This is a genomic window from Pseudomonas sp. GW822-FHT03F04 (assembly GCF_058801405.1).
Genome location: NZ_JBXANF010000001.1, coordinates 693,163 through 715,736, shown reverse-complemented (window position 1 = coordinate 715,736; position 22,574 = coordinate 693,163). Strand labels below are relative to the sequence as shown.

General features: G+C 62.0%; 22 protein-coding genes and 1 pseudogene. 11 read left to right on the top strand and 12 right to left on the bottom strand.

Translation table 11 applies throughout. From position 1 onward, the window contains the following. Positions 1-92: 92 nt before the first annotated feature. The 3 genes from AC1RMX_RS03360 to AC1RMX_RS03350 form a co-directional block, all read right to left on the bottom strand. Positions 93-1,751 (bottom strand): Na/Pi cotransporter family protein, encoded by a 1,659-nt coding sequence (locus AC1RMX_RS03360; RefSeq protein ID WP_096822405.1) that lies wholly within the window; start codon positions 1,749-1,751, stop codon positions 93-95. A gap of 213 nt (positions 1,752-1,964) precedes the next feature. Beyond that, on the bottom strand, positions 1,965-2,732 hold the full coding sequence (locus AC1RMX_RS03355) for a TerC family protein (RefSeq protein ID WP_096822404.1): 768 nt from the start codon (positions 2,730-2,732) through the stop codon (positions 1,965-1,967). Between the two features lie 70 nt (positions 2,733-2,802). Then, the gene (locus tag AC1RMX_RS03350; RefSeq protein ID WP_096822403.1) at positions 2,803-4,110 is read right to left on the bottom strand and encodes a CitMHS family transporter; all 1,308 of its coding nucleotides are present in this window, start codon (positions 4,108-4,110) and stop codon (positions 2,803-2,805) included. 323 nt (positions 4,111-4,433) lie between these two features. On the opposite strand from AC1RMX_RS03350, the gene AC1RMX_RS03345 reads away from it, so the two are divergent. Continuing rightward, on the top strand, positions 4,434-4,835 hold the full coding sequence (locus AC1RMX_RS03345; RefSeq protein WP_096822402.1) for a GFA family protein: 402 nt from the start codon (positions 4,434-4,436) through the stop codon (positions 4,833-4,835). Here AC1RMX_RS03345 and AC1RMX_RS03340 read toward each other — a convergent pair whose 3' ends face one another. Beyond that, the gene (locus tag AC1RMX_RS03340; protein ID WP_096822401.1) at positions 4,836-5,162 is read right to left on the bottom strand and encodes a DOPA 4,5-dioxygenase family protein; all 327 of its coding nucleotides are present in this window, start codon (positions 5,160-5,162) and stop codon (positions 4,836-4,838) included. Positions 5,163-5,246: 84 nt separating this feature from the next. On the opposite strand from AC1RMX_RS03340, the pseudogene AC1RMX_RS03335 reads away from it, so the two are divergent. Continuing rightward, positions 5,247-5,333 (top strand): annotated as a pseudogene (locus AC1RMX_RS03335) (NADH-flavin reductase); the annotation flags it as partial. Positions 5,334-5,375: 42 nt separating this feature from the next. On the opposite strand, the gene AC1RMX_RS03330 reads toward AC1RMX_RS03335, so the two are convergent. Further along, positions 5,376-6,326 carry a choline sulfate utilization transcriptional regulator gene (locus AC1RMX_RS03330; protein ID WP_493070418.1) on the bottom strand — a complete coding sequence of 317 codons (951 nt, stop codon included), beginning with the start codon at positions 6,324-6,326 and terminating at the stop codon, positions 5,376-5,378. 114 nt (positions 6,327-6,440) lie between these two features. On the opposite strand from AC1RMX_RS03330, the gene betC reads away from it, so the two are divergent. The 3 genes from betC to AC1RMX_RS03315 all read left to right on the top strand — a co-directional run bounded on the left by betC (position 6,441) and on the right by AC1RMX_RS03315 (position 10,550). Beyond that, positions 6,441-7,955: a choline-sulfatase gene (gene betC, locus AC1RMX_RS03325; RefSeq protein ID WP_493070416.1), complete on the top strand. Its 1,515-nt coding sequence runs from the start codon at positions 6,441-6,443 to the stop codon at positions 7,953-7,955. 16 nt (positions 7,956-7,971) lie between these two features. Continuing rightward, complete coding sequence (choX, locus tag AC1RMX_RS03320) at positions 7,972-8,889, top strand: choline ABC transporter substrate-binding protein (RefSeq protein ID WP_493070414.1); 918 nt, start codon at positions 7,972-7,974, stop codon at positions 8,887-8,889. A 92-nt stretch (positions 8,890-8,981) separates the two neighbouring features. After that, complete coding sequence (locus AC1RMX_RS03315) at positions 8,982-10,550, top strand: SulP family inorganic anion transporter (RefSeq protein WP_096822397.1); 1,569 nt, start codon at positions 8,982-8,984, stop codon at positions 10,548-10,550. A gap of 7 nt (positions 10,551-10,557) precedes the next feature. On the opposite strand, the gene aroE is transcribed toward AC1RMX_RS03315, so the two are convergent. Then, positions 10,558-11,379, bottom strand: coding sequence for a shikimate dehydrogenase (aroE, locus tag AC1RMX_RS03310; protein WP_493070412.1), 822 nt, complete (start codon positions 11,377-11,379; stop codon positions 10,558-10,560). A gap of 9 nt (positions 11,380-11,388) precedes the next feature. Then, positions 11,389-12,303 (bottom strand): oxygen-dependent coproporphyrinogen oxidase, encoded by a 915-nt coding sequence (gene hemF, locus AC1RMX_RS03305; RefSeq protein ID WP_096822465.1) that lies wholly within the window; start codon positions 12,301-12,303, stop codon positions 11,389-11,391. A gap of 148 nt (positions 12,304-12,451) precedes the next feature. Here hemF and AC1RMX_RS03300 point away from each other — a divergent pair, with 148 nt between their 5' ends. After that, positions 12,452-13,429 (top strand): NADPH:quinone reductase, encoded by a 978-nt coding sequence (locus tag AC1RMX_RS03300; protein WP_096822395.1) that lies wholly within the window; start codon positions 12,452-12,454, stop codon positions 13,427-13,429. Between the two features lie 49 nt (positions 13,430-13,478). On the opposite strand, the gene tsaC is transcribed toward AC1RMX_RS03300, so the two are convergent. The 3 genes from tsaC to AC1RMX_RS03285 all read right to left on the bottom strand — a co-directional run bounded on the left by tsaC (position 13,479) and on the right by AC1RMX_RS03285 (position 16,296). After that, positions 13,479-14,036 carry an L-threonylcarbamoyladenylate synthase type 1 TsaC gene (gene tsaC / locus AC1RMX_RS03295; RefSeq protein ID WP_096822394.1) on the bottom strand — a complete coding sequence of 186 codons (558 nt, stop codon included), beginning with the start codon at positions 14,034-14,036 and terminating at the stop codon, positions 13,479-13,481. 54 nt (positions 14,037-14,090) lie between these two features. Further along, positions 14,091-15,191, bottom strand: a complete 1,101-nt coding sequence (dprA, locus tag AC1RMX_RS03290; RefSeq protein WP_493070409.1) for a DNA-processing protein DprA — start codon at positions 15,189-15,191, stop codon at positions 14,091-14,093. A gap of 79 nt (positions 15,192-15,270) precedes the next feature. After that, entirely contained in the window at positions 15,271-16,296 is a 1,026-nt protein-coding gene (locus AC1RMX_RS03285) for a LysM peptidoglycan-binding domain-containing protein (RefSeq protein ID WP_096822392.1), read from the bottom strand. A 170-nt stretch (positions 16,297-16,466) separates the two neighbouring features. Between AC1RMX_RS03285 and def the strand changes: the two genes are divergently transcribed. Genes def through AC1RMX_RS03260 form a run of 5 tightly spaced genes read left to right on the top strand, consistent with a single transcriptional unit; the run spans position 16,467 to position 21,030 of the window. Continuing rightward, a complete protein-coding gene (gene def / locus AC1RMX_RS03280; protein ID WP_007954104.1) occupies positions 16,467-16,973 on the top strand; it encodes a peptide deformylase in 507 nt (168 codons plus the stop codon). Between the two features lie 56 nt (positions 16,974-17,029). After that, positions 17,030-17,989 carry a methionyl-tRNA formyltransferase gene (gene fmt / locus AC1RMX_RS03275; RefSeq protein WP_096822391.1) on the top strand — a complete coding sequence of 320 codons (960 nt, stop codon included), beginning with the start codon at positions 17,030-17,032 and terminating at the stop codon, positions 17,987-17,989. Further along, positions 17,986-19,296, top strand: a complete 1,311-nt coding sequence (gene rsmB, locus AC1RMX_RS03270; RefSeq protein ID WP_493070406.1) for a 16S rRNA (cytosine(967)-C(5))-methyltransferase RsmB — start codon at positions 17,986-17,988, stop codon at positions 19,294-19,296. The genes fmt and rsmB overlap by 4 nt, the downstream gene beginning before the upstream one ends. Positions 19,297-19,318: 22 nt before the next feature. Further along, positions 19,319-20,695: a Trk system potassium transporter TrkA gene (gene trkA, locus AC1RMX_RS03265; protein ID WP_007954108.1), complete on the top strand. Its 1,377-nt coding sequence runs from the start codon at positions 19,319-19,321 to the stop codon at positions 20,693-20,695. Positions 20,696-20,715: 20 nt separating this feature from the next. Next, a complete protein-coding gene (locus AC1RMX_RS03260; protein WP_096822389.1) occupies positions 20,716-21,030 on the top strand; it encodes a tetratricopeptide repeat protein in 315 nt (104 codons plus the stop codon). 51 nt (positions 21,031-21,081) lie between these two features. On the opposite strand, the gene AC1RMX_RS03255 is transcribed toward AC1RMX_RS03260, so the two are convergent. Together AC1RMX_RS03255 and tag are read right to left on the bottom strand one after the other, a co-directional pair. After that, positions 21,082-21,969, bottom strand: coding sequence for a lysophospholipid acyltransferase (locus AC1RMX_RS03255; protein ID WP_085713088.1), 888 nt, complete (start codon positions 21,967-21,969; stop codon positions 21,082-21,084). 40 nt (positions 21,970-22,009) lie between these two features. Next, positions 22,010-22,567, bottom strand: a complete 558-nt coding sequence (gene tag, locus AC1RMX_RS03250) for a DNA-3-methyladenine glycosylase I (protein ID WP_493070403.1) — start codon at positions 22,565-22,567, stop codon at positions 22,010-22,012. Between the last annotated feature and the right edge of the window lie 7 nt (positions 22,568-22,574).

Sequence of the window (22,574 nt, the reverse complement as noted above, 5' to 3'; positions counted from 1 at the left end):
CGAGCTTCCATACAGCTGAATCGGAGATCCGTGTTGTCAGTCCGGCCGTGAGGCTGAACCTTGAGTTACTGACTGACCACAGCCCCAGACGTTCAAGGCGAATGCGTGATGTCCGCCATATCGTCGGTCTCGAGCGCTCCGGTATCGGCGGTTTCCAGCACCACGTAGGCGCTGCTGCAGAACAGCGAGTTCAAGCGTTTCATGTCGGCAATCAACTCCAGGTGCAGCGAACTGGTCTCGATACTTTGCACGATCTTGCGTTGCAAACGGCTGACATGCGCATGGGCCAGACGCCGCTCCTGCGCGCGAAAGCGCCGTTTCTCGCGCAGCAACTGGCGGGCGCTTTCCTTGTCACCGCTGAGGAACACCGACAGCCCCAGCCGCAGATTGGAGATCAACTGCTGGTGCAAGCCCGCCAACTCCTCCAGCCCGTCCTCGGAAAACGAGCGGCGCTGGGAGGTCTTCTGCTGCTGCACCTTGCGCAGCATGCGTTCGATCAGGTCGCTGGCAAGTTTGAGGTTGATCGCCAGTTCGATGATTTCCGCCCAGCGCCGACTGTCCTGCTCGCCAAGATCTTCACGGGGCATTTGCGCCAGATACAGCTTGATCGCGCTGTACAGCGCTTCGACGTCATCGGTCAGCTTGCGCATTTCCATGGTGACGGCGGTCTGTTTGCCGCGCAGTACATCGAGGGTCGCGTCGAGCATGTTGTCGATCAGATCACCCATGCGCAGGGTTTCCCGGGCGGCGTTGGCCAGCGCCAGGCTCGGCGTGACCAGCGCTGTCGGGTCGAGATGACGTGGCTTGGCGGTGCCGTTGACCTCCGGGCGCTCCGGCAACAGCCAGGCGCACAGCCGCGCCATGGGCGCGACGGTTGGCACCAGGATCAGGCAGCGCACGGTGTTGTAGAGCAGGTGGAAGCCGATGACCATTTCCTGCGGACTGAAATCCAGGCTGTCGATCCAGTGCACCAGCGGGTCGAGCACCGGAATGATCAGCAACAGGCCGATCAGCTTGTACAACAGACTGCCCAGCGCCACTTGCCGGCCGGCGGCGTTCTGCATGCTGGTGCTCATGAATGCCAGCACGCCACTGCCGATGTTGGCGCCAATCACCAGACCGATCGCCACCGGCAGGCTGATCACATTGGCGCCGGCCAGCGTCGCGGTCAGCAGCACGGCGGCGAGGCTTGAGTAGGAAATCATCGCGAACAACGCGCCGACCAGGGCGTCGAGCAAGATGTCGCCGGTCAGCGAAGCGAAGATCACCTTCACGCCTTTTGCGTGCGTGATCGGCCCGGCGGCCTCGACGATCAATTGCAGCGCCAGAATGATCAGCCCCAGCCCGATGGCCACGCGGCCCATCTGCCCGAGCCGCGTCTGCTTGCGCGACAGAAAGAAAATCACCCCGAGGAAAATCAGCAGCGGCGACAGCCACGACAGATCGAACGTCAGCACCCGCGCCATCAGCGCCGTACCGACATCGGCCCCGAGCATGGTCACCAGGGCCGGGGTCAACGCCATCAGGCCCTGGCCGACGAAGGAGGTCACGAGCATGGCGGTGGCGTTGCTGCTCTGCACCATCGCGGTCACGAGGATACCGGCGATGAAGGCCAGCCAGCGCCTGGACATGTTCTGGCCGATCACATGGCGCAGATTGGTGCCGTACACCCGCAGGATGCCGGTTCGAACGATGTGCGTGCCCCAGATCAGCAGGGCCACGGCAGAAAGCAAATTGAGCAGGGTGAGCATGCAGACCCCCTGTAGTTGCAGCGCCCCAAAGGGGCAAGTTGACGATACCGCGCGGTTTCTACGTGTTGTTCTTAAGCTGTAGTTGGCTAACGGTCCGGGCGCCAGCATTGCACAGCTAAAGTGCGGATTGAAACAAAAGCGTCATGAAAACAGGTTCATGCAGCCAAGAAAAAAGGGCCCGAAGGCCCTTTGATCTTTTGCACAGCGTTCGGGTTACTGACCCGGAATATCCTTGCGCAGTTTCACCGGATCCTGCTGTTGTTTCTTCTTGGCCATCGCGCCGCGCAGCTTGATGTTGATCGCTTCGACCGCCAGCGAGAACGCCATGGCGAAGTAGACGTAGCCCTTCGGTACATGCACGTCGAACGCTTCGGCGATCAGCACGGTGCCGACCACCAGCAGGAACGACAGCGCGAGCATTTTCAGCGACGGGTGCTTGTCGATGAACTCGCTGATCTTGCCCGAGGCCAGCATCATCACCAGCACCGCCACGATGATCGCCGCGACCATGACCGGCACATGGGACACCATGCCGACAGCAGTGATCACCGAGTCCAGCGAGAACACGATGTCGATGATCGCGATCTGGATGATGGTGTAGAGGAAGTTGCCGCCCTTGCCGCCAGGCGTGTCGTCGCTTTCGTCTTCACCTTCCAGCGCGTGGTACATCTCCTGGGAGCTTTTCCACAGCAGGAACAGACCACCGAAGAACAGGATCAGGTCACGTCCGGAAATGCCCTGGCCGAACACCACAAACAGGTCGGCGGTCAGGCGCATGACCCAGGTGATCGACAGCAGCAACAGGATCCGCGTGATCATGGCCAGGCCAAGACCGAAGATCCGGGTGCGCTGCTGCATGTGTTTGGGCATGCGGCTGACCAGGATCGAAATCATGATGATGTTATCGATGCCCAGAACGATTTCCAGGGCGGTCAGGGTAAAGAAGGCAACCCAGATCTCAGGGTTGGTCAGCCATTCCATGTGTATTCCTTTGAGCGTGTGTTAAACCAAGACGCCAGCAGACAGCTGGCGTTTTGGTGAGTTGATGCCGTTACAAAGTGCTGAACAGCGGGAAAGTCCCCAACAGCAAGGCTGCGACCAGTATGCACAGGCAAACCAGCACTGCCCACTTCAGGGTGAAACGTTGGTGATCGCCGAACTCGATCCCGGCCAGTGCGACCAGCAGATACGTCGACGGCACCAGTGGGCTCAGCAGGTGAACCGGCTGGCCGACAATCGAGGCACGGGCCATTTCCACCGCAGTGATGCCGTAATGGCTGGCCGCTTCGGACAACACCGGCAACACGCCGTAGTAGAACGCGTCGTTCGACATGAAGAACGTGAACGGCATGCTCACCAGCGCCGTGATCACCGCCAGGTACGGGCCGAGGAAATCAGGGATCACCGCCAGCAGGCTTTTCGACATGGCATCAACCATGCCGGTGCCCGACAGGATACCGGTGAAGATGCCCGCCGCGAAGATCAGACTGACCACCGACAGCACGCTGCCGGCGTGAGCCGCGACGCGGTCTTTCTGCTGTTGCAGGCAAGGGTAGTTGACGATCATTGCAATACTGAACGCCACCATGAACAGCACAGGCAGCGGCAGCAGGCCGGCGATCAGAGTGCACATCAGCGCCAGGGTCAGCAGGCCGTTGAACCAGATCAGCTTCGGACGACGGGCATCCGGGAACTGCGACACGCTGATTTCGCTGTGATCGATCTCGTCGCCGATCAGGTGCAGCTCACCCAGACGCGCACGTTCACGTTTGCCGTAGAAGTAGGCAATGATCAGGATCGCCACCACACCGGCCGCCATCGCCGGGATCATTGGCACGAAGATGTCCGACGGGTCCACGTGCAGCGCACTGGCGGCACGGGCGGTCGGGCCACCCCAGGGGGTCATGTTCATCACGCCGCCGGCGAGGATGATCAAACCGGCCATGATCCGCGGGCTCATGCCGATGCGGCTGTAGAGCGGCAGCATGGCGGCCACGCAGATCATGTAAGTGGTCGCGCCGTCACCATCGAGGGAAACGACGAGCGCCAGTACGGCGGTGCCGACCGAAACTTTCAGCGGGTCGCCCTTGACCAGTTTGAGGATCTTGCGCACGGCCGGGTCGAACAGGCCGGAGTCGATCATCAGGGCGAAATACAGAATGGCGAACATCAGCATCACGCCGGTCGGCGCAAGCTTGGTAATACCTTCGAGCATCATCGGGCCGATCTTCGGCGCGAAACCACCGAACAGGGCGAACAGGATCGGGATGATGATCAGAGCGATCAGCGCAGACAGGCGCTTGGTCATGATCAGGAACATGAACGTGATGACCATGGCGAAGCCAAGGAAAGTCAGCATGGGAATACTCCAGGCGTAGCGCGGCTAGGTAAGTGAGCGGATCGGGCGAGATCAGCGCAGAACGGGAAGCACGAGACGTACGGGCGGAGTTGGAGCGAGGAGGCGGGTAACAGAGGACATCAGAATCACCATTGTTGTTGTTAATTGGGCCTGACGTGCGAGCAATCACACACGTTGGCCAACCGGTCTGTTGCCGGTAGTGGCGGCGATCCTAATCGGGGAACCTTTCAGCTACCTTTCGCCGCTGAAAGCTTTGGGCGAATGGTCAACCGGCCGTCGGATACGACTAGAGTCAATGAACACGGGAACGGGAGGGCGAGACGATGAGTGAATTGCACAGCGGCGGCTGCCATTGCGGACATATCCGCTATCAGTTCAGCGGAACACTTCAGGACATCGCCCACTGTCATTGCTCGATTTGCCGGCGGGTCAGCGGTGGCATCGTCACCACCTGGATCACGCTGCCGGCGGCGAACTTCCAGTGGCTGGCCGGGACACCCTCGCGCTACGACTCCTCGACGAGTTGCGCACGGTTCTTCTGCCCGAACTGCGGCGCGCAACTGGCGCTGGTGACGTTGCTCAGCCCCGAGAGCATCGATCTGACGGTCGCCACGCTGGATCACCCGGAACAAGCCGCCGCCGAGCGGCACATCTGGACCGACAGCCAGTTGCCGTGGCTGCATCTGGACGAGCATTTACCTGGCGAGCCTGAAGAAACCATCTGATTAAAAAATGGACAGATCCAGCGGCCGCATCGCGCCCATCCAGATCGCGTGCTCGGTGTGATCGAGCAAGTCATCGCCGGTGTCCGGGTGCAGAAACACCACCAGCCCCTTGCGGTTGAGCGCCAGCCACGGCAACACGTCGCCGATCAGCTCCGGGCCGAAGGCCAGTTGGCAGCTCCAGTCCGGGTGCGGGCCGACCGGGCGTTCATGCACGCGGCCCATCTTCAATGGAAACAACGCCGCCGCCTGCTCACACAGCGCCCGCGCCTGTTCGATCGTGCTGGCGTCGTAATAAACGTGGGCGTGATAACCCTTGATCGTCTGCATCGCAAACCCTCTGAATCGGTTCGAACCCTCAGCGTTGTCTGTATCTCACACGCCATACAAGGGAAAACAAAAGGGAGCTCAGCCATGAAAAATGCCGAAACCCCAGTGGTGAAAGTGGTGCTCTATGGTGCCATGAGTAGCCTGGGCAGTGCGTTGATGGCTGAACGGCTGCTGGGCGAGAATGTGAGTTTTGTCGCGGCGTCGGACACCTGATCAAACGGCGATCGAAGGCAACTCCATTCCCGTCAGCGACTGCGCGCTGCTGGCCTGCTCGGCCATCAACCAATCGACAAACTGTTGAATCAACGCCCCTCGGCGTTTGCGCTGCGGCAGCACCACGTAATAACCGAGGCGGGAGAGGGTGGTCTCGGCAATCGGCCGGCACAACAAACCCTGCGCCAGCAAGTTATCCACAAGGTGCCGCCAGCCAATGGCCACACCCTGACCGCCAATCGCCGCCTGGATCAGCAAGGTGTAGTTGTCGAAACGCAGTTGCCCCGGCGCCGGCGGCGTATTGATGCCGAGTTCGCGGAACAGGCCGCTCCAGTCGAACCAGTTGCTGCTGTTCTCGCCACGCAGATGCAGCAGCGGAAACTCCAGCAAAGCCTGGGCCGGCAAGGGCCGGGCGCGATCCGTGAGCAATTGCGGGCTGCATACCGGGAACACTTCTTCGCTGAACAGCCAATGACTTTCGCCCTGTTTGAAGCGACCGTCGCCGAACAGCACGGCAACGTCGATATCCGGGCGCAGCATATTGTGATTGCGCTCGCTGGTGACCAGGCTGACATCGACCTGCGGATTGGCTTCGTGAAAACGATGCAGACGCGGCATCAGCCAGTACGCGGCAAAGGCAAAATCGGTGGCGACCTGCAGCACTTCATGCTGCTGTTGTGCGCTGATCGCGCTCAATCCTGCGTCGATATTCTGCAAACCGAGGGTGACTTGCTCGAAAAGAATTGAACCGACCTCGGTCAACTCAATGCCTCGGTAGATCCGGTCGAACAGCCGCGTCCCGAGCTGTTCCTCCAGCCGTTTGATCTGCTGGCTAATGGCTGGTTGCGTCGTACCCAGCTCCACCGCCGCCGCGGTAAAACTGCGATGACGGGCTGCTGCCTCGAAGGCGCGCAGCAGGTCGAGCGACAAATCACCGAGGGCGTCATACATAAGCTGTGCTTATCCTAGTCATTGTCCGGCGCGGGCTTTACCGGATATTGCGGGGAATCCATGCTCGATCGCAGCAATGTCGCATAAATATTCACTATGGAATGCCGCGATCACATGAAGCGCAAGAACATTCTCTTCATCATGGCCGATCAAATGGCCGCGCCAATGTTGCCGTTCTACGGCCCGTCGCCGATCAAACTGCCGAACCTCAGCCGCCTTGCCGAACAAGGCGTGGTGTTCGATGCCGCGTACTGCAACAGCCCGCTGTGCGCGCCGTCGCGTTTCACCTTGGTCAGTGGCCAGTTGCCGAGCAAGATCGGCGCCTACGACAATGCCGCCGATTTCCCCGCCGACATTCCAACCTACGCCCATTACCTGCGCCGCCTCGGCTATCGCACCGCGCTGTCGGGCAAGATGCATTTCTGTGGGCCGGATCAACTGCACGGCTACGAAGAGCGCCTGACCAGCGACATCTATCCGGCCGACTACGGCTGGGCGGTGAACTGGGATGAGCCCGATGTGCGGCCGAGCTGGTATCACAACATGTCTTCGGTGTTGCAGGCCGGGCCGTGCGTGCGTACCAACCAGCTCGACTTCGACGAAGAGGTGGTGTTCAAGGCTCAGCAGTACCTGTTCGATCACATTCGAGAGGACGGCGACCAGCCGTTCTGCCTGACCGTGTCGATGACTCACCCCCACGACCCGTACACGATTCCCAAGGCGTTCTGGGATTTGTACGACGATGCGGATATCCCGCTTCCGACAACGCCGGATCAGCATTCACTCGACCCGCATTCCCAGCGATTGCTCAAGGTTTACGACCTGTGGGACAAGCCGCTGCCTGTGGATAAGATTCGCGACGCGCGCCGGGCATACTTCGGTGCGTGCAGCTATATCGACGCCAACGTCGGCAAACTCCTGCAAACCCTCGACGAATGCGGGCTGACGGACGACACCATCATCGTGTTCTCCGGCGACCATGGCGACATGCTTGGCGAGCGCGGGCTCTGGTACAAAATGCACTGGTTCGAAATGGCCGCCCGGGTGCCCCTGTTGATAAGTGCGCCCGGTCAGTTCAATGCAGGCCGTGTAGGCGCCGCCGTGTCCACCGCCGACCTGTTGCCGACCTTCGTGGAACTGGCGGGTGGCAGCCTGGAAGCGAATCTGCCGCTGGACGGCCGCTCGCTGGTGTCGCACCTGCAAGGGCAGGGCGGTCATGACGAAGTGTTCGGCGAATACATGGCCGAAGGCACCGTCAGCCCGCTGATGATGATCCGGCGTGGCGCCTTCAAATTTATCTACAGCGAAACCGACCCTTGCCTACTCTTCGATGTGGATAACGATCCACGGGAGCAGGAAGAACTCAGCCAATCACCGCAACATCGCCAGCTGTTCGACGATTTTCTCGCCGAATCGCGGGCCAAGTGGGACATCCCGGCGATCCACCGCAATGTGCTCGAAAGCCAGCGGCGCCGGCGCTTCGTCGCCGGGGCGCTGACCCTCGGCAAGCTGAAGAGCTGGGACCACCAGCCGCTGGTGGATGCCAGTCAGCAGTACATGCGCAACCACATCGACCTCGATGACCTGGAGCGCAAAGCCCGTTATCCACAACCCTGCCAAAACCAATAACGTTAAGGGGAAGTCCATGGTCAAGTTATCCACAATCGTGACGGTCAGCCTGCTGGCACTGGGCAGCGCACCCGCGTTCGCCGAGAGCTGCGACACGGTGAAAATGGCCGACCCCGGCTGGAGCGACATCGCCGCGACCAACGCCATCACCGGGTTTCTGCTGGATGGCATGGGCTACAAGGCCAAGGTCGACACGCTCGCGGTGCCGATCACCTTCGGCGGCTTGAAGGACGGTCAGGTCGACGTGTTCCTCGGCAACTGGATGCCGGCGCAGCAGGGCTTCTACGACAAGTTCGTGGCCACCGGCGACGTCACGCAACTGGCGAAGAACCTCGACGGCACCGAATTCACCCTGGCCGTACCGGATTACGTGTGGGATGCGGGTGTGCATAACTTTGCCGACCTGAACAAATTCGCGGACAAGTTCGAGAAGAAGATCTACGGCATCGGCTCTGGCGCGCCGGCAAACATCTCGCTGCAAGAAATCATCAAGAAGAACGACTTCGACCTCGGCCAGTGGAAGCTGATCGAGTCCAGTGAGCAGGCCATGCTCGCTGAAGTCTCGCGGGCGGTGAAGAAGCAGAAATTCGTCACCTTCCTCGGCTGGACCCCGCACCCGATGAACGTGCAGCTGAAAATGCATTACCTCAAGGGCGGCGAGAAATACTTCGGCGACACCGGCAGCGTCTACACCCTGACCCGCAAGGGCTACGCCGAGGCCTGTCCGAATGTGAGTAAATTGCTGACCAATCTTTCGTTCACTCAGGAGATGGAGAACAGCATCATGGCCGAGGTGGTGAACAAGAAGGTCAGCAATGCCGATGCGGTGAAGGCGTGGATCAAGGCGAATCCGGGGGTTTTGGATAAGTGGCTTAATGGGGTGAAGACCGTGGATGGAAAAGACGCGTTGCCGGCCGTCAAAGCGAAACTCTAGCCCTCACACGGATCGTTCCTACCCAGGCGCGTTCGACGTCTCGACGTGGGAACGATCTGCGTACAATGCGCAAATTTCACCCGAGAGGATCCATGGCCCTCCCCAGCCGCCGCTCACTGTTTCCCTTCCTGACCTGGCTGCCCCGGCAGACCCGCGCCAGCGTCGGGCGGGACCTGGTCGTCGGACTCAGCGGCGCGATTCTCGCGTTGCCCCAGTCGATTGCCTACGCCCTGATCGCCGGTCTCCCACCCGAATACGGCCTCTATGCCGCGATCATCCCGGTACTGATCGCCTGCCTGTGGGGCTCGTCGTGGCATCTGATCTGCGGGCCGACGGCGGCGATTTCGATTGTGCTGTTCGCCAGTGTCAGCCCACTGGCCGTGCCGGCATCGCAGGACTACATCACCCTTATCCTGCTGCTGACCTTCCTCGCGGGGATTTTCCAGTGGTTGCTCGGCCTGTTGCGCTTCGGCGCGCTGGTGAATTTCGTCTCGCACTCGGTGGTGCTGGGTTTCACCCTCGGGGCGGCGGTGGTGATTGCCATCGGCCAGTTGCCGAACCTGCTGGGGCTGGACCTGCCGGCCAAGGCGACGGCGCTGGCCAGCCTGATGGATTTGCTGCGTCATCTCGGGGCTGTGGATAAACCGTCACTGGCCCTCGGTGTCGCCACAGTGGTGATCGGTGCGCTGCTCAAACAATGGCTGCCGCGTTGGCCGACGCTGTTGATGACCTTGGTGCTCGGCAGCCTGGTGGTGTGGCTGTGGCCGGCGATGTTCGGCCATGTTCAGTTGGTCAGCGCTTTTGTCGGGCGTCTGCCGCCGTTCAGCGGGTTGCCGCTGGATATGGATCTGGTCCTGCGCCTGCTGCCCAGCGCCGTGGCGGTGGGTATGCTCGGGTTGGTCACCAGCCTGTCGATTGCCCGCTCGATTGCCGCACGCTCGCAACAGTTGCTCGATGCCAATCAGGAAGTCCGCGCTCAGGGTCTTTCGAACATTGTCGGGGCGTTCTTTTCGGGATCATTGTCCGCCGGCTCGTTCACCCGTTCCGGGCTGAGCTATGAGGCCGGGGCCTGTTCGCCGCTGGCCGGGGTGTTTTCGGCGTTGTGGGTGGCGTTGTTCGCTATTTTCGGTGCCGGGCTGATCGCGCACATTCCGATTCCGGCCATGGCCGGCAGCATTCTGTTGATCGCCTGGGGACTGGTGGATCATCGCGGCATTCGTGCGCTGTTGCGGGTCAGCCGGGCAGAGTTCGTGGTGATGGGCCTGACCTGCGTCGCCACCTTGCTGCTGGAATTGCAGACAGCCATTTATGCCGGCGTGCTGGCCTCGCTGTTTTTCTACCTCAAGCGCACTTCGCAGCCGAGAGTGCAGCATTGGCGCGATGGCGAAGACGATGTGCTACGGGTCGGCGGCTCGATCTTTTTCGGCGCCAGCCACTACCTGCAAGTGCGCCTGCAACGGATGCACGGCGCGCGGGTGGTGATAGAGGCGCAGCAGATCAACTTCATCGACTATTCAGGTGTGGAAATGCTGCATCAGGAGGCCCGGCGCCTGCTGCGCCAGGATCGCAGCCTGACCTTGCGTCAGGCGCGACCGCAGGTGGTGGAGGAATTGCGCAAACTCGAAGGGCCGGAGAAATGCCCGATCCGCTTCGAGGACTGAAGGTGCCTTACAGCGCCAACTGCCGACGCAATTCCGCCAGAACCGGCGCAGTGTCCGGACGCACTCCGCGCCACAGGAAGAACGCCTCCGCCGCCTGCTCGGCCAGCATGCCCACCCCGTCCATCACCACGCCCGCGCCGTGCTCGCTGGCCCAGCGGCAGAACGCGGTCGGTTCCTTGCCGTACATCATGTCGTAGCACAGGGTCTTGCCCGGTTCGATCAGACTCGCGGCAATCGGCGGCACGTCGCCGGTGAGGCTGGCAGAGGTGGCGTTGATGATCACGTCCACGGGCTCGCGCAGCCAGTCGAAACCGCTGGCCGACACCGGCCCCAGATCACAGAACAGTTCGGCCAGTAGCTCGGCCTTGTCCACCGTGCGGTTGGCGATGATCACCGAGGCCGGTTTCTCCGCCAGCAATGGCTCCAGCGCACCGCGCACCGCGCCGCCCGCACCCAACAGCAGAATGCGTTTGCCGGTGAGGCTGAACCCGGCGTTGACCGTCAGGTCCCGCACCAGCCCGGCACCATCCGTGTTATCGCCGAGCAGGCTGCCGTCGGCGAGTTTGCTCAAGGTGTTCACCGCACCCGCGCGCTGGGCACGAGCGGTCAGGCTATTGGCCAGGCGATAGGCGTCTTCCTTGAACGGCACGGTCACGTTGGCGCCGCGACCGTCCTGGAAAAACGCCGTGGCACAGCCGGAAAAGTCGTCCAGCGGTGCCAGCAGGGTGCTGTAGTCGAGACTTTGCCCGGTCTGTTCGGCGAACAGTTTGTGAATCATCGGCGACTTGCTGTGGCCAATCGGGTTACCGAAAACGACGTAACGATCCATCAGAAATCCTCAGGCCTGGGCCAGCCAGTCGCGGTCTTGCAGGAAGTAGTCGGTCAGGCGCGCTTCTTCGCTGCCGGGCTCGGCTTTCCAGTCGTAGGCCCAGCGCACTTGCGGCGGCAGCGACATCAGGATCGACTCGGTGCGCCCGCCCGATTGCAGACCGAACAGGGTGCCACGGTCATAAACCAGGTTGAACTCGACGTAGCGGCCGCGACGGAATTCCTGGAACTCGCGCTGCTTGGCGGTGAACGCATCGTTCTTGCGGCGCTGCACGATCGGCAGGTAAGCGTCGATATATGCATCGCCGATGGCGCGCATGAAGGCGAAGCTGGTGTCGAAGTCCCACTCGTTCAGGTCATCGAAGAACAGACCGCCGATGCCCCGTGGTTCGTGGCGGTGCTTGATGTGGAAATAGGTGTCGCACCAGGCCTTGTAGCGCGGATAGACGTCCGGGCCGAACGGCGCGCAGGCCTGCTCGGCAACGCGGTGCCAGTGGATGCAATCTTCTTCATTGCCATAGTACGGCGTCAGGTCGAAGCCACCGCCGAACCACCAGACCGGCTCTTCACCTTCCTTCTCGGCGATGAAAAAGCGCACGTTGGCGTGGGACGTCGGCACATGCGGGTTGTGCGGGTGGATCACCAGCGACACGCCGAGGGCTTCAAAACCGCGGCCGGCCAGTTCTGGTCGATGGGCGCTGGCGGACGGTGGCAGGCCACTGCCGAAGACGTGGGAAAAGTTGACGCCGCCCTTTTCGATGACCGTGCCGTTCTCGATCACCCGAGTGCGACCGCCACCGCCGGCCGGACGGTTCCAGGCGTCTTCGACGAAGCGCGTGCCGCTGTCTTCAGTTTCCAGCGCGGCGCAGATGCGGTCTTGCAGGTCGAGCAGATAGGCCTTTACGGCGTCGGTGCGGGTCGTCATGGCATCACCTTGGATCGGGGCGTAACTGCGCGGCGCCCCGCGCAAATGGGCGCGTAGCATACCATCGCAGGCCGGCACGCCGCAGTTGACGAAGATCAAGCATGGGAGTTCGATAGGGGCCTTTCAGAACATCCCAAGGAGTAGGCAGATGGCCAAGCGAATCCAGTTCCGCGCCCACGGCGGCCCCGAAGTGCTCGAGTATGTTGACTATCAACCTGCCGAGCCCGGCCCGCATCAGGTTCGCGTAAGCAACAAGGCCATCGGCCTGAATTTCATCGACACCTACTACCGCAGCGGTCTGTACGCGCCACCGGCATTGCCGTCGGGTGTGGGCTCGGAAGGCGCAGGCATCGTCGAGGCCGTGGGCAGCGCCGTCACCCGGTTCAAGGTTGGTGACCGTGTGGCTTATGGCAGCGGCCCGCTGGGCGCCTACAGCGACGTGCATGTCTTGCCCGAAGCAAATCTGGTGCACCTGCCGGACGCCATCAGCTTCGAAACCGCTGCCGGCGTGATGCTCAAGGGCCTGACCGTGCAGTACCTGCTGCGTCAGACTTATGAACTGCAGGGCGGCGAAACCATTCTGTTCCACGCAGCGGCCGGCGGCGTCGGTTTGCTGGCCTGCCAATGGGCGAAAGCGCTGGGTGTGAAGCTGATCGGCACCGTCAGCTCGCCAGCAAAAGCCGAACTGGCCAAGGCCCATGGCGCCTGGGCAACCATCGATTACAGCCACGAAAACGTCGCCCAGCAGGTGCTGGAATTGACCGACGGGAAAAAAGTCCCGGTGGTCTACGACGGCGTCGGCAAGGACACCTGGCCGGCCTCGCTGGACAGCGCAGCACCCCGTGGCCTGGTGGTGAGCTTCGGCAACGCATCCGGCGCGGTGGACGGCGTAAACCTGGGAATTCTGGCGGCGAAAGGCTCGCTGTACGTCACCCGGCCAACGCTGGCGACCTACGCCAACAACGCCGAGAACCTGCAGCGTATGGCTGATGAGCTGTTCGGGATGATCACCAGCGGCAAGCTGAAAGTGGATATCAGCCAGCGTTACGCACTGGCGGATGCGGCGAAGGCGCAGACCGAGTTGTCGGCGCGGCGCACGACGGGTTCGACTGTTCTGTTGCCATAAAACCGATGGTGGCGGGGAGCAAGCTCCCCGCCACCAGGCTCTTCGGATTTCAGGACGGGCGCACAACCTTGCCGGTCGCCAGATCGCGAATCAGGCTCGGGTTCTTGCGCCCTCCGAGCATTCCGCCCAGCACCAGATCGACCTGACCACGGAAATACTGCTCGACCCGCAAGCGACTCTTCGCCGCCGGCCGTCCTTGCGGATTGGCCGAGGTCGAGATCAAAGGCCCGACCAGCGAGCACAAGTCCCGCACTTGAGGATGATCGCTGACCCGCAAAGCCACGGTGTCATGCACCCCGGTCACCCACTCCGGCAACAGGTTCTGGTGCGGCACCAGCCAGGTGTTCGGCCCCGGCCAGGTACTGGCCATGCGATCGATCCAGTCCTGGGGGAAATCCTCGAACAGGAAATCGAACTGGCGAATGTTGTCGGCGACCAGGATCAACCCCTTGTCCACCGAACGGTTCTTGATCGCCAACAGGCGATCCACCGCTTCTTCATTCCATGGATCGCACCCCAGCCCCCAGACGGCTTCGGTTGGATAGGCAATCACCGCCCCGGCGCGAATCTCTCGTGCGGCTTGTTGCACACGCCAACTGTTGACCATGAAAAACTCTCCGAAAACAGGTTTTGCGCAGTTTACCGATCTTCAATGTAAAACCTAGCTTACCCGCGCAAACCAGCGGCCGTTTTCGCACACCGCGCGGCCCTCCATCTCCAGTTCGGTCAATGCCGCCAGTACTTTTGGCAACGCCCAGCCACTGCTGTCGGCCAAGCCCTCGCTGGTGTGTGGCGCCGCGTGCAGCAGATGCAGCAACGGATTGTCCGTAGCCGGTGTAGTCGTGGATACCGACAAGTTCTGCCAGCCACGCAGGGCCTCGAGGATGTGCTCGATGGTTTCCACCAGCACCGCACCATCGCGGATCAGTTGATGGCAACCGCGCGCGCCGGGGTGATGGATCGAGCCCGGAATCGCGTACACCTCGCGCCCCTGTTCCGCCGCCAGTCGCGCGGTGATCAACGAACCGCTGGCCACACTGGCCTCGACCACCAGTACGCCGAGGGACAAACCGCTGATGATCCGGTTGCGCCTGGGGAAGTTGCTCGCCGTCGGCCCGGCGTCCAGTGGAAACTCCGAAATCACCGCACTGCCAGAGGCAATCATCGTGTCCGCCAGCCGCCGATTGCGCTGTGGATAAAATTTTTCCAGGCCAGTACCCAGCACCCCGACGGTTTGCCCGCCGACGTCGAGCGCGGCTTGATGCACGGCGGCATCGATGCCCAACGCCAGGCCACTGGTGATGACGAAACCGGCTCCGGCCAGGCTGCGGGCAAACGCCGTGGCGGTGTCCATGCCCGGACGTGAGGCACGGCGACTGCCGACCATCGCCAGCTGCGGTTTTTCCAGGATCAGCGGGTCACCGGCAACGAACAGCAGCGGTGGCGGATCGGCAATCTGCGCCAGCAATGCCGGGTAGTCCGGCTGGTCGAGCATCAGCAAATGCTGGCCCGGGCGCTCTAGCCAGGCCAATGCGCGGCTCGCGCCGTCACGCACTTCAGGACAACGGCGAGCGTCGGCGCTCGCCACCGGCAAACCCAGCGAACGCCAGGCACTGGCCGGCGCACTGATGGCCTTGGAGGCGGAGCCGAACGCTTCGAGCAACCGGGCAAAACGTTTCGGGCCGATTTCCGGCAAACGGTGCAGGCGCAAACGCGCTTCCAGTTCCGCAGGGGAAACCGGCGTACAGACAGGCATCATCATGGATCATCCTTGATCGTTATAAGCCCCGAACCTTTCGGAACAAGCTGTGGATAAGTCTGTTGGTAACTTGTGAAGCCAGCTAAGGATTTCGCACCTTGTCCAGCACCGCCAGTGAGCGCGATGCGTTGAGTACAAGGCCGTAACTGAGTTTGTCGTAGGTGCGGAACACCATCAGCAATCCGGCGCGTTCATCGGGGATTTTCAACGGCTGGCCGGTGATCCGGTCACGCACGGTTTCCCCTGTTTTCATCACCACCAGCACGTTGCCTTCGGCCAGACCATCGCGTTTGCCCTTGTTCAGGGTCACCACGTCCATCGCGCCGATCTGCGTCACGCCGCGCGGAACATCAATGATCAGGCCTTTGATGTCGGTGGTGGGCGCGCTGGGCATGAAGGTCGAGTTGATGGAACGCTCTTCGCCGCTGAACAAACGGTCGCCGAGGCGCACTTCCTGGGTCGTGCGTTGCAGGGCGAGGGTGGCGACGTCGCCTTCGGTGGCGATGATCTCACCGCCGCCGATGTCGTCGGCGTTGATCCCCAGGAACTCCTTGCTCTGCGGATCGGTGTAGACCTTGCCCTGGCGGAAGATGCCGTAGACAGGCTGGTTCGGATCGAAATGGCCTCGGGCGAAGATCCGGTCGCCGGTGCCGCTGAGCACCCGCTCGGCATCGCCGGCAACGATGTACGGCGCCTTGTCGAAGTCCTCGACCTTGTCGACGATGCGGTTGCTCAGCAGAAAACTGTTGATGGATTTGAGCGGAATGCTCGGGATCGCTTCGGCCACCGGGCTGCTGCGGATCCGTGGCGACAGCTTGATGGTGCCGCGCGACGCCCCGCGATTGAGGGTCAGGCGGGGCTGGCCGTTGACGTAACTGAGCGTCAGCGTGTCGCCCGGATAGATCAGGTTGGGGTTTTCGATCTGCGGATTGGCCCGCCACAGCTGCGGCCACTGCCAGGGTTCGCGCAAATATTTACCGGAGATGTCCCAGAGCGTATCCCCTGAAACCACCGTGTATTGCTGTGGAAAACCTTCCTTGAGTTGCACTTGCCCGTGCGCGGCGCCGGCCGAGGCCAGAAACAGCAGGGCGAGTAGTGATTTCCTCATGCGGTGAATCCCTTTATTATGTGCGTTCGCGTGAAACGCCAGAGCCCCCGTGGCTCGCTCCCTGCTCTATGCTTAAAAGCAAGGAGCTACGTTTCACAACGGTAGCCTGCATCTTCGGACCCGCCAGGCCATCGACCCGACTTTACCTCACACGTGCAGCAATCAAGCTTATGGCCATTTTGAACATCCTCGAATTTCCGGACCCGCGTCTGCGCACTATCGCCAAACCTGTGGCTGTAGTGGACGACGAAGTGCGTCAGCTGGTCGATGACATGTTTGAAACAATGTATGAAGCGCCGGGCATCGGCCTTGCCGCGACCCAGGTCAACGTGCACAAACGTATCGTCGTGATGGACCTTTCCGAAGACCGCACCGAACCGCGGGTGTTCATCAACCCCGAGTTCGAATCGCTGACCGACGAAATGGAGCAATACCAGGAAGGCTGCCTCTCGGTGCCGGGTTTCTACGAAAACGTCGACCGCCCGCAGAAGGTCAAGATCAAGGCTCTGGATCGTGACGGCAAGCCTTACGAACTGATCGCCGAAGGCCTGCTCGCCGTGTGCATCCAGCACGAATGCGACCACCTCAACGGCAAGTTGTTCGTCGATTACCTGTCCACGCTCAAACGCGACCGGATCAAGAAGAAACTGGAAAAGCAGCACCGCCAGAACGCTTGATGCCCCTCTCCAAAGGCTTGCTGCGGCAAGCCTTTTTCTTTTTATGAGACTCCCCCATGACTGAGCCACTGCGCATCGTTTTTGCCGGCACCCCGGAATTCGCCGCCGAACACCTCAAGGCCCTGCTGGACAGCCCTTACGAGATCGTTGCGGTCTACACCCAACCGGATCGTCCGGCCGGTCGTGGGCAAAAGCTGATGCCGAGCCCGGTCAAACAGCTCGCCCTGGAAAACAATATCCAGGTGTTGCAGCCGCCGACCCTGCGCAACGCTGACGCTCAGGCCGAGCTCGCAGCGCTGAAGCCGGACTTGATGGTGGTGGTCGCCTATGGCCTGATCCTGCCGCAAGTGGTGCTGGATATTCCGCGCCTGGGCTGCATCAACAGCCACGCCTCCCTGCTGCCACGCTGGCGCGGTGCGGCGCCGATCCAGCGCGCTGTCGAAGCAGGCGACGCCGAAAGCGGCGTGACCGTGATGCGCATGGAAGCGGGCCTCGATACCGGGCCAATGCTGCTCAAGGTCGTCACCCCGATCAGCGCCGAAGACACCGGCGGCAGCCTCCACGACCGCCTCGCCGAGATGGGCCCGCCAGCCGTCGTGCAAGCGATTGCCGGTCTGGCCGCTGGCACCCTGGAAGGCGAAGTGCAGAACGACGACCTCGCCACCTACGCGCACAAACTGAACAAGGACGAGGCGCGCATCGACTGGAGCCGTCCGGCCATCGAGCTGGAACGTCTGGTCCGCGCCTTCAATCCATGGCCGATCACCCATAGCACGCTCAACGGCGAAGCGCTGAAAGTGCTGGCGGCGACACTGGCCGAAGGCAAAGGCGCACCGGGCACCATCCTCGGCGCCAGCAAGGACGGCCTGCTCGTCGCCTGTGGCGAACAGGCGCTGTGCCTGACCCGCCTGCAATTGCCCGGTGGCAAGGCGCTGAACTTCAGCGATCTGTTCAACAGCCGTCGTGAGAAATTCGCCACCGGCACGGTGCTTGGCGCAGCGGTGGACGCGCAATGAACCCGCGTCTGGCCGCCGCCAAGGCACTCGCCGCTGTCCTGAGCGGCAAGGCTTCGCTCAACAGCTCCCTGCCGACGCAACTGGACAAGGTCGAGGATCGCGATCGCGGCTTCACTCAGGACTTGGCGTTCGGCACCGCCCGCTGGCAGCCACGTTTGTCGGCGCTGGCGGAAAAACTTTTGCAGAAGCCGTTCAAGGCTGCCGACGCCGATGTCGAGGCGCTGCTGCTGGTCGGTCTCTATCAGTTGCTCTACACCCGCGTCCCGGCTCACGCCGCCATTGGCGAAACCGTCGGTTGCGCCGACAAGCTGAAAAAGCCGTGGGCCAAAGGTCTGCTCAACGCCGTCCTGCGCAACGCCCAACGCGAACATGAGGCGATCTTCGTCGAACTGGAGCGCGATCCGGTGGTGCGCACCGCCCACCCACGCTGGCTGCAAAAATCCCTGAAGGCCTTCTGGCCTGAACAGTGGGAAGCCATCTGCGAAGCCAACAACGCGCATCCGCCGATGATCCTGCGGGTCAACCGCCGTCATCACAGCCGTGACGCCTACCTCGGTCTGCTGACTGAAGCGGGCATCGCCGCGCAGCCGTGCACCTTCAGCCGCGACGGCATCATCCTCGACGCTGCCGCCGATGTGCGCAGCCTGCCGGGTTTCGCCGAGGGCTGGATCAGCGTGCAGGACGAAGCCGCGCAACTGGCTGCTGACCTGCTCGATCTCGCGCCGGGTCAGCGAGTGCTGGACGCCTGCTGCGCGCCGGGCGGCAAGACCTGCCACATCCTCGAAGCCGAACCGGCACTGGCCGGCGTGGTCGCGGTGGACCTGGAAGCCAAGCGTCTGGTGCGGGTGAAGGAAAACCTCGAACGCCTCGGCCTGAACGCCGAACTGATCGCCGCCGACGGTCGCGACACGGCGGCATGGTGGGACGGCAAACCGTTCCAGCGCATCCTGCTCGATGCGCCGTGCTCGGCCACCGGGGTGATCCGCCGCCATCCGGACATCAAGCTGACCCGTCAGGCCGACGACATCGCCGCCCTCGCGCAACTGCAAGGCGAGTTGCTCGACGCCATGTGGAAAACCCTCGAAGTGGGCGGCATCCTGCTCTACGCCACCTGCTCGACCTTGCCGACCGAGAACACCGAAGTGATCGCCGCGTTCCTGGAGCGCACGCCGGGTGCCCGGGAACTCGATCTGGCCACGCAGGCCGGGATCAAGCAGCCCCATGGTCGCCAATTGCTGGCCCAGCAGGGCGGGCATGACGGGTTCTACTACGCCAAGCTGATCAAGATCGCTGCCGCGCGCGGCTAAACGGATTCAATGGAGTGACGGGTTGAAAATCATCATCCTCGGTGCAGGGCAGGTCGGCGGTTCGCTGGCTGAACATCTGGCCAGCGAAGCCAACGACATCACCGTGGTCGACACCGATGGCGACCGTCTGCGCGACCTCGGCGACCGTCTCGATATCCGTACCGTGCAGGGCCGTGGCTCGTTGCCGAACATTCTGCGTCAGGCCGGTGCCGACGACGCCGACATGCTGGTGGCGGTGACCAACAGCGACGAAACCAACATGGTCGCCTGCCAGGTTGCCCACACCCTGTTCCACACCCCGACCAAGATCGCCCGGGTACGCGAAGCCTCGTACCTGACCCGCGAGGAACAACTGTTCCAGAACGAAGCGATCCCGGTCGACGTGCTGATCAGCCCCGAGCAAGTGGTCACCAACTACATCAAGCGTCTGATCCAGCACCCCGGCGCCTTGCAGGTGATCGACTTCGCCGAGGGCCAGGCGCAACTGGTCGCGGTGCGCGCTTACTACGGCGGGCCGCTGGTGGGTCAGCAACTGCGCCAGTTGCGCGAGCACATGCCGAATGTGGAAACGCGAGTGGCGGCGATTTTCCGCCGCGACCGACCGATTCTTCCTCAGGGCGACACGGTGATCGAGGCCGACGACGAAGTCTTCTTCATCGCCGCCCGTGAGAACATTCGCGCCGTGATGAGCGAAATGCGCCGCCTCGACGAAACCTACAAGCGCATCGTCATTGCCGGCGGCGGGCAGATCGGTGAGCGGTTGGCCGAGGCCATCGAAAGCCGTTACCAGGTGAAGATCATCGAGATGAACCCGGCGCGCTGCCGTTATCTCTCCGATACCCTCGACAGCACCGTGGTGTTGCAGGGCAGCGCTTCAGATCGCGACCTGCTACTGGAAGAGAACATCGCCGACGCGGACATCTTCCTCGCGCTGACCAACGATGACGAAGCCAACATCATGTCGTCGCTGCTGGCCAAGCGTCTGGGCGCGAAGAAGGTGATGACAATCATCAACAACCCGGCCTACGTCGACCTGATCCAGGGCGGTGACATCGACATCGCCATCAGCCCGCAACTGGCGACCATCGGCACCTTGCTGGCCCACGTGCGGCGCGGCGATATCGTCAGCGTGCACTCCTTGCGCCGGGGTGCGGCGGAAGCCATCGAAGCGGTGGCCCATGGTGATTCGAAGTCGAGCAAGGTCATCGGCAAGGCCATCGAAAACATCGCCCTGCCGCCGGGGACCACCATCGGCGCGATCATCCGCGATGAAGAAGTGATCATCGCCCATGACGACACAGTGATTGCCGCGGGCGACCATGTGATTCTGTTCCTTGTGGATAAAAAGCACATTCGCGACGTGGAGAAGCTGTTCCACGTGGGATTGAGCTTCTTCTGACCGACCAAGAGGCGAGACCGATGATCGAATCCCTGGAAAAAATGCTCGCCAAGGGTGTGGACAACTCTTTACTGCGCTTCGGTTTGGGCAAGGGTTATCTGGATCTGGGAGAAAACGCGAAGGCGGCCGAGCATTTCCAGCGTTGCGTCGGCTTCGATCCGAAGTACTCGGCCGCGTGGAAACTGTTGGGTAAGGCGCAGTTGGCGCTGGGTGATCTGGCGGCTGCACGCCAAGCGTGGGAGCAGGGGCTGGAAGCGGCCCGGGCCCATGGCGACAAGCAGGCGGAGAAGGAAATGATGGTGTTTCTGAAGAAGCTGGATCGGCAAAAGCCGTAACGGCTGTGGATAACCCGTTTTGCCAGGTTATCCACAAATGCACATCGCCGATCAGTACCAGCGCGCCTCACCCGGCGGACGCTTCTTGAAGCGCTTCATGCTCCACATGTACTGGCTCGGATAAGCCGCCACATAACGCTCGACCACCTGACTCATCGCTGCACAGGAGGTTTCGGTGTCGGTGCTGTACATGGCTTCCGGCGCTGCTTCCAGAATCACCTTGTAGCCGGAACCGTCCGGCAGACGCAGGGCATGCAGGAACACCCCGACGGCCTTGCCACCGGCGAGCATGTTCGGCACGAACTTGCTGGTCAGGGCCTGGGTCGCGAAGAACGGCACGAAGATCCCGGCGGATTCGGCCGGCTCCGGGTCCGCGGGAATCCCCACCTGACCGCCCTTGCGCACTTCCTTGATGACGCTGAGGATGCCTTCCTTGGTCGACGCCGCCACGCGGTTGCCCAACTGCACCCGCTGCTTGCGCAGCAATTCATCCACAGCCTTGAGCTTCGGCGGACGATAGAAAATGATCGGTTTGCACTGGCTGCAATAGAAGTGGTTGAGCACTTCCCAGTTGCCCAGGTGGCTGGTGATGCCGACCACGCCTTTGCCGGACGCCAGCGCATCCTTGAGGATGTCGAGGCCTTCGACTTCGCGCACCAGGTCAATGGAACGCTGGGCCGGCCAGATCCAGGCGCAGGCGCTTTCGGTCAGGGACTTGCCGATGTCTTTCAGGCTCTGGCCGACCAGACGCTCACGTTCGGCCGGGTCCATCTGTGGAAAACATTTGGCGAGGTTGATCCGCACCACATCGCGGGAACGGTTGGGGGTTTTCCACATGATCCAGCCGATCGCCGAACCCACGGCCTGCACGGCCCGCCACGGAAGCAGGGCAAACAGCCGCAGAGCGCCAACCAGCATGGCGCCTTTAAACTTTTCCACAGGTCACTCCTGATCTTGTGCTGTGCGCGAGGCGGCCATTCTAACCGGCGTTGACGAGCTGCGCGTAGCGGTCGCAGTCCTGAGTGTGATCCATGACCATCCCCGAGGCCTGCATCAGCGCATAGCAAATGGTCGGACCGACGAAGGTGAAACCGGCCTTTTTCAGGCCTTTGCTCATGGCCACGGCTTGCGGGGTGATCGCCGGGACTTCGCTGCGGTCCTTGAAATGATTGATCACCGGCTGGTTATCCACAAACGACCAGAGGAAGGCCACCGGATCCTCCAGCGCCAGCCACGCCTGGGCATTGCGCCGGGCGGCATTGAGCTTGAGGCGATTGCGGATGATCCCCGGATCGAGCATCAATTCATCGATTTCTGCGTCGCTCATCTGCGCCACGCGCTGTACGTCGAAGCCGAACAACACCTCGCGATACCGCTCGCGTTTACGCAGCACGGTGATCCACGAAAGCCCGGCCTGGAACCCTTCGAGCAAAAGCAACTCGAACAATCCCTGCGCATCGCGTAGCGGCGTGCCCCACTCCTGATCGTGGTAAGCCATGTACAGCGGATCTTCGTTGCACCAAAAGCAGCGTGGCATAAGGCTC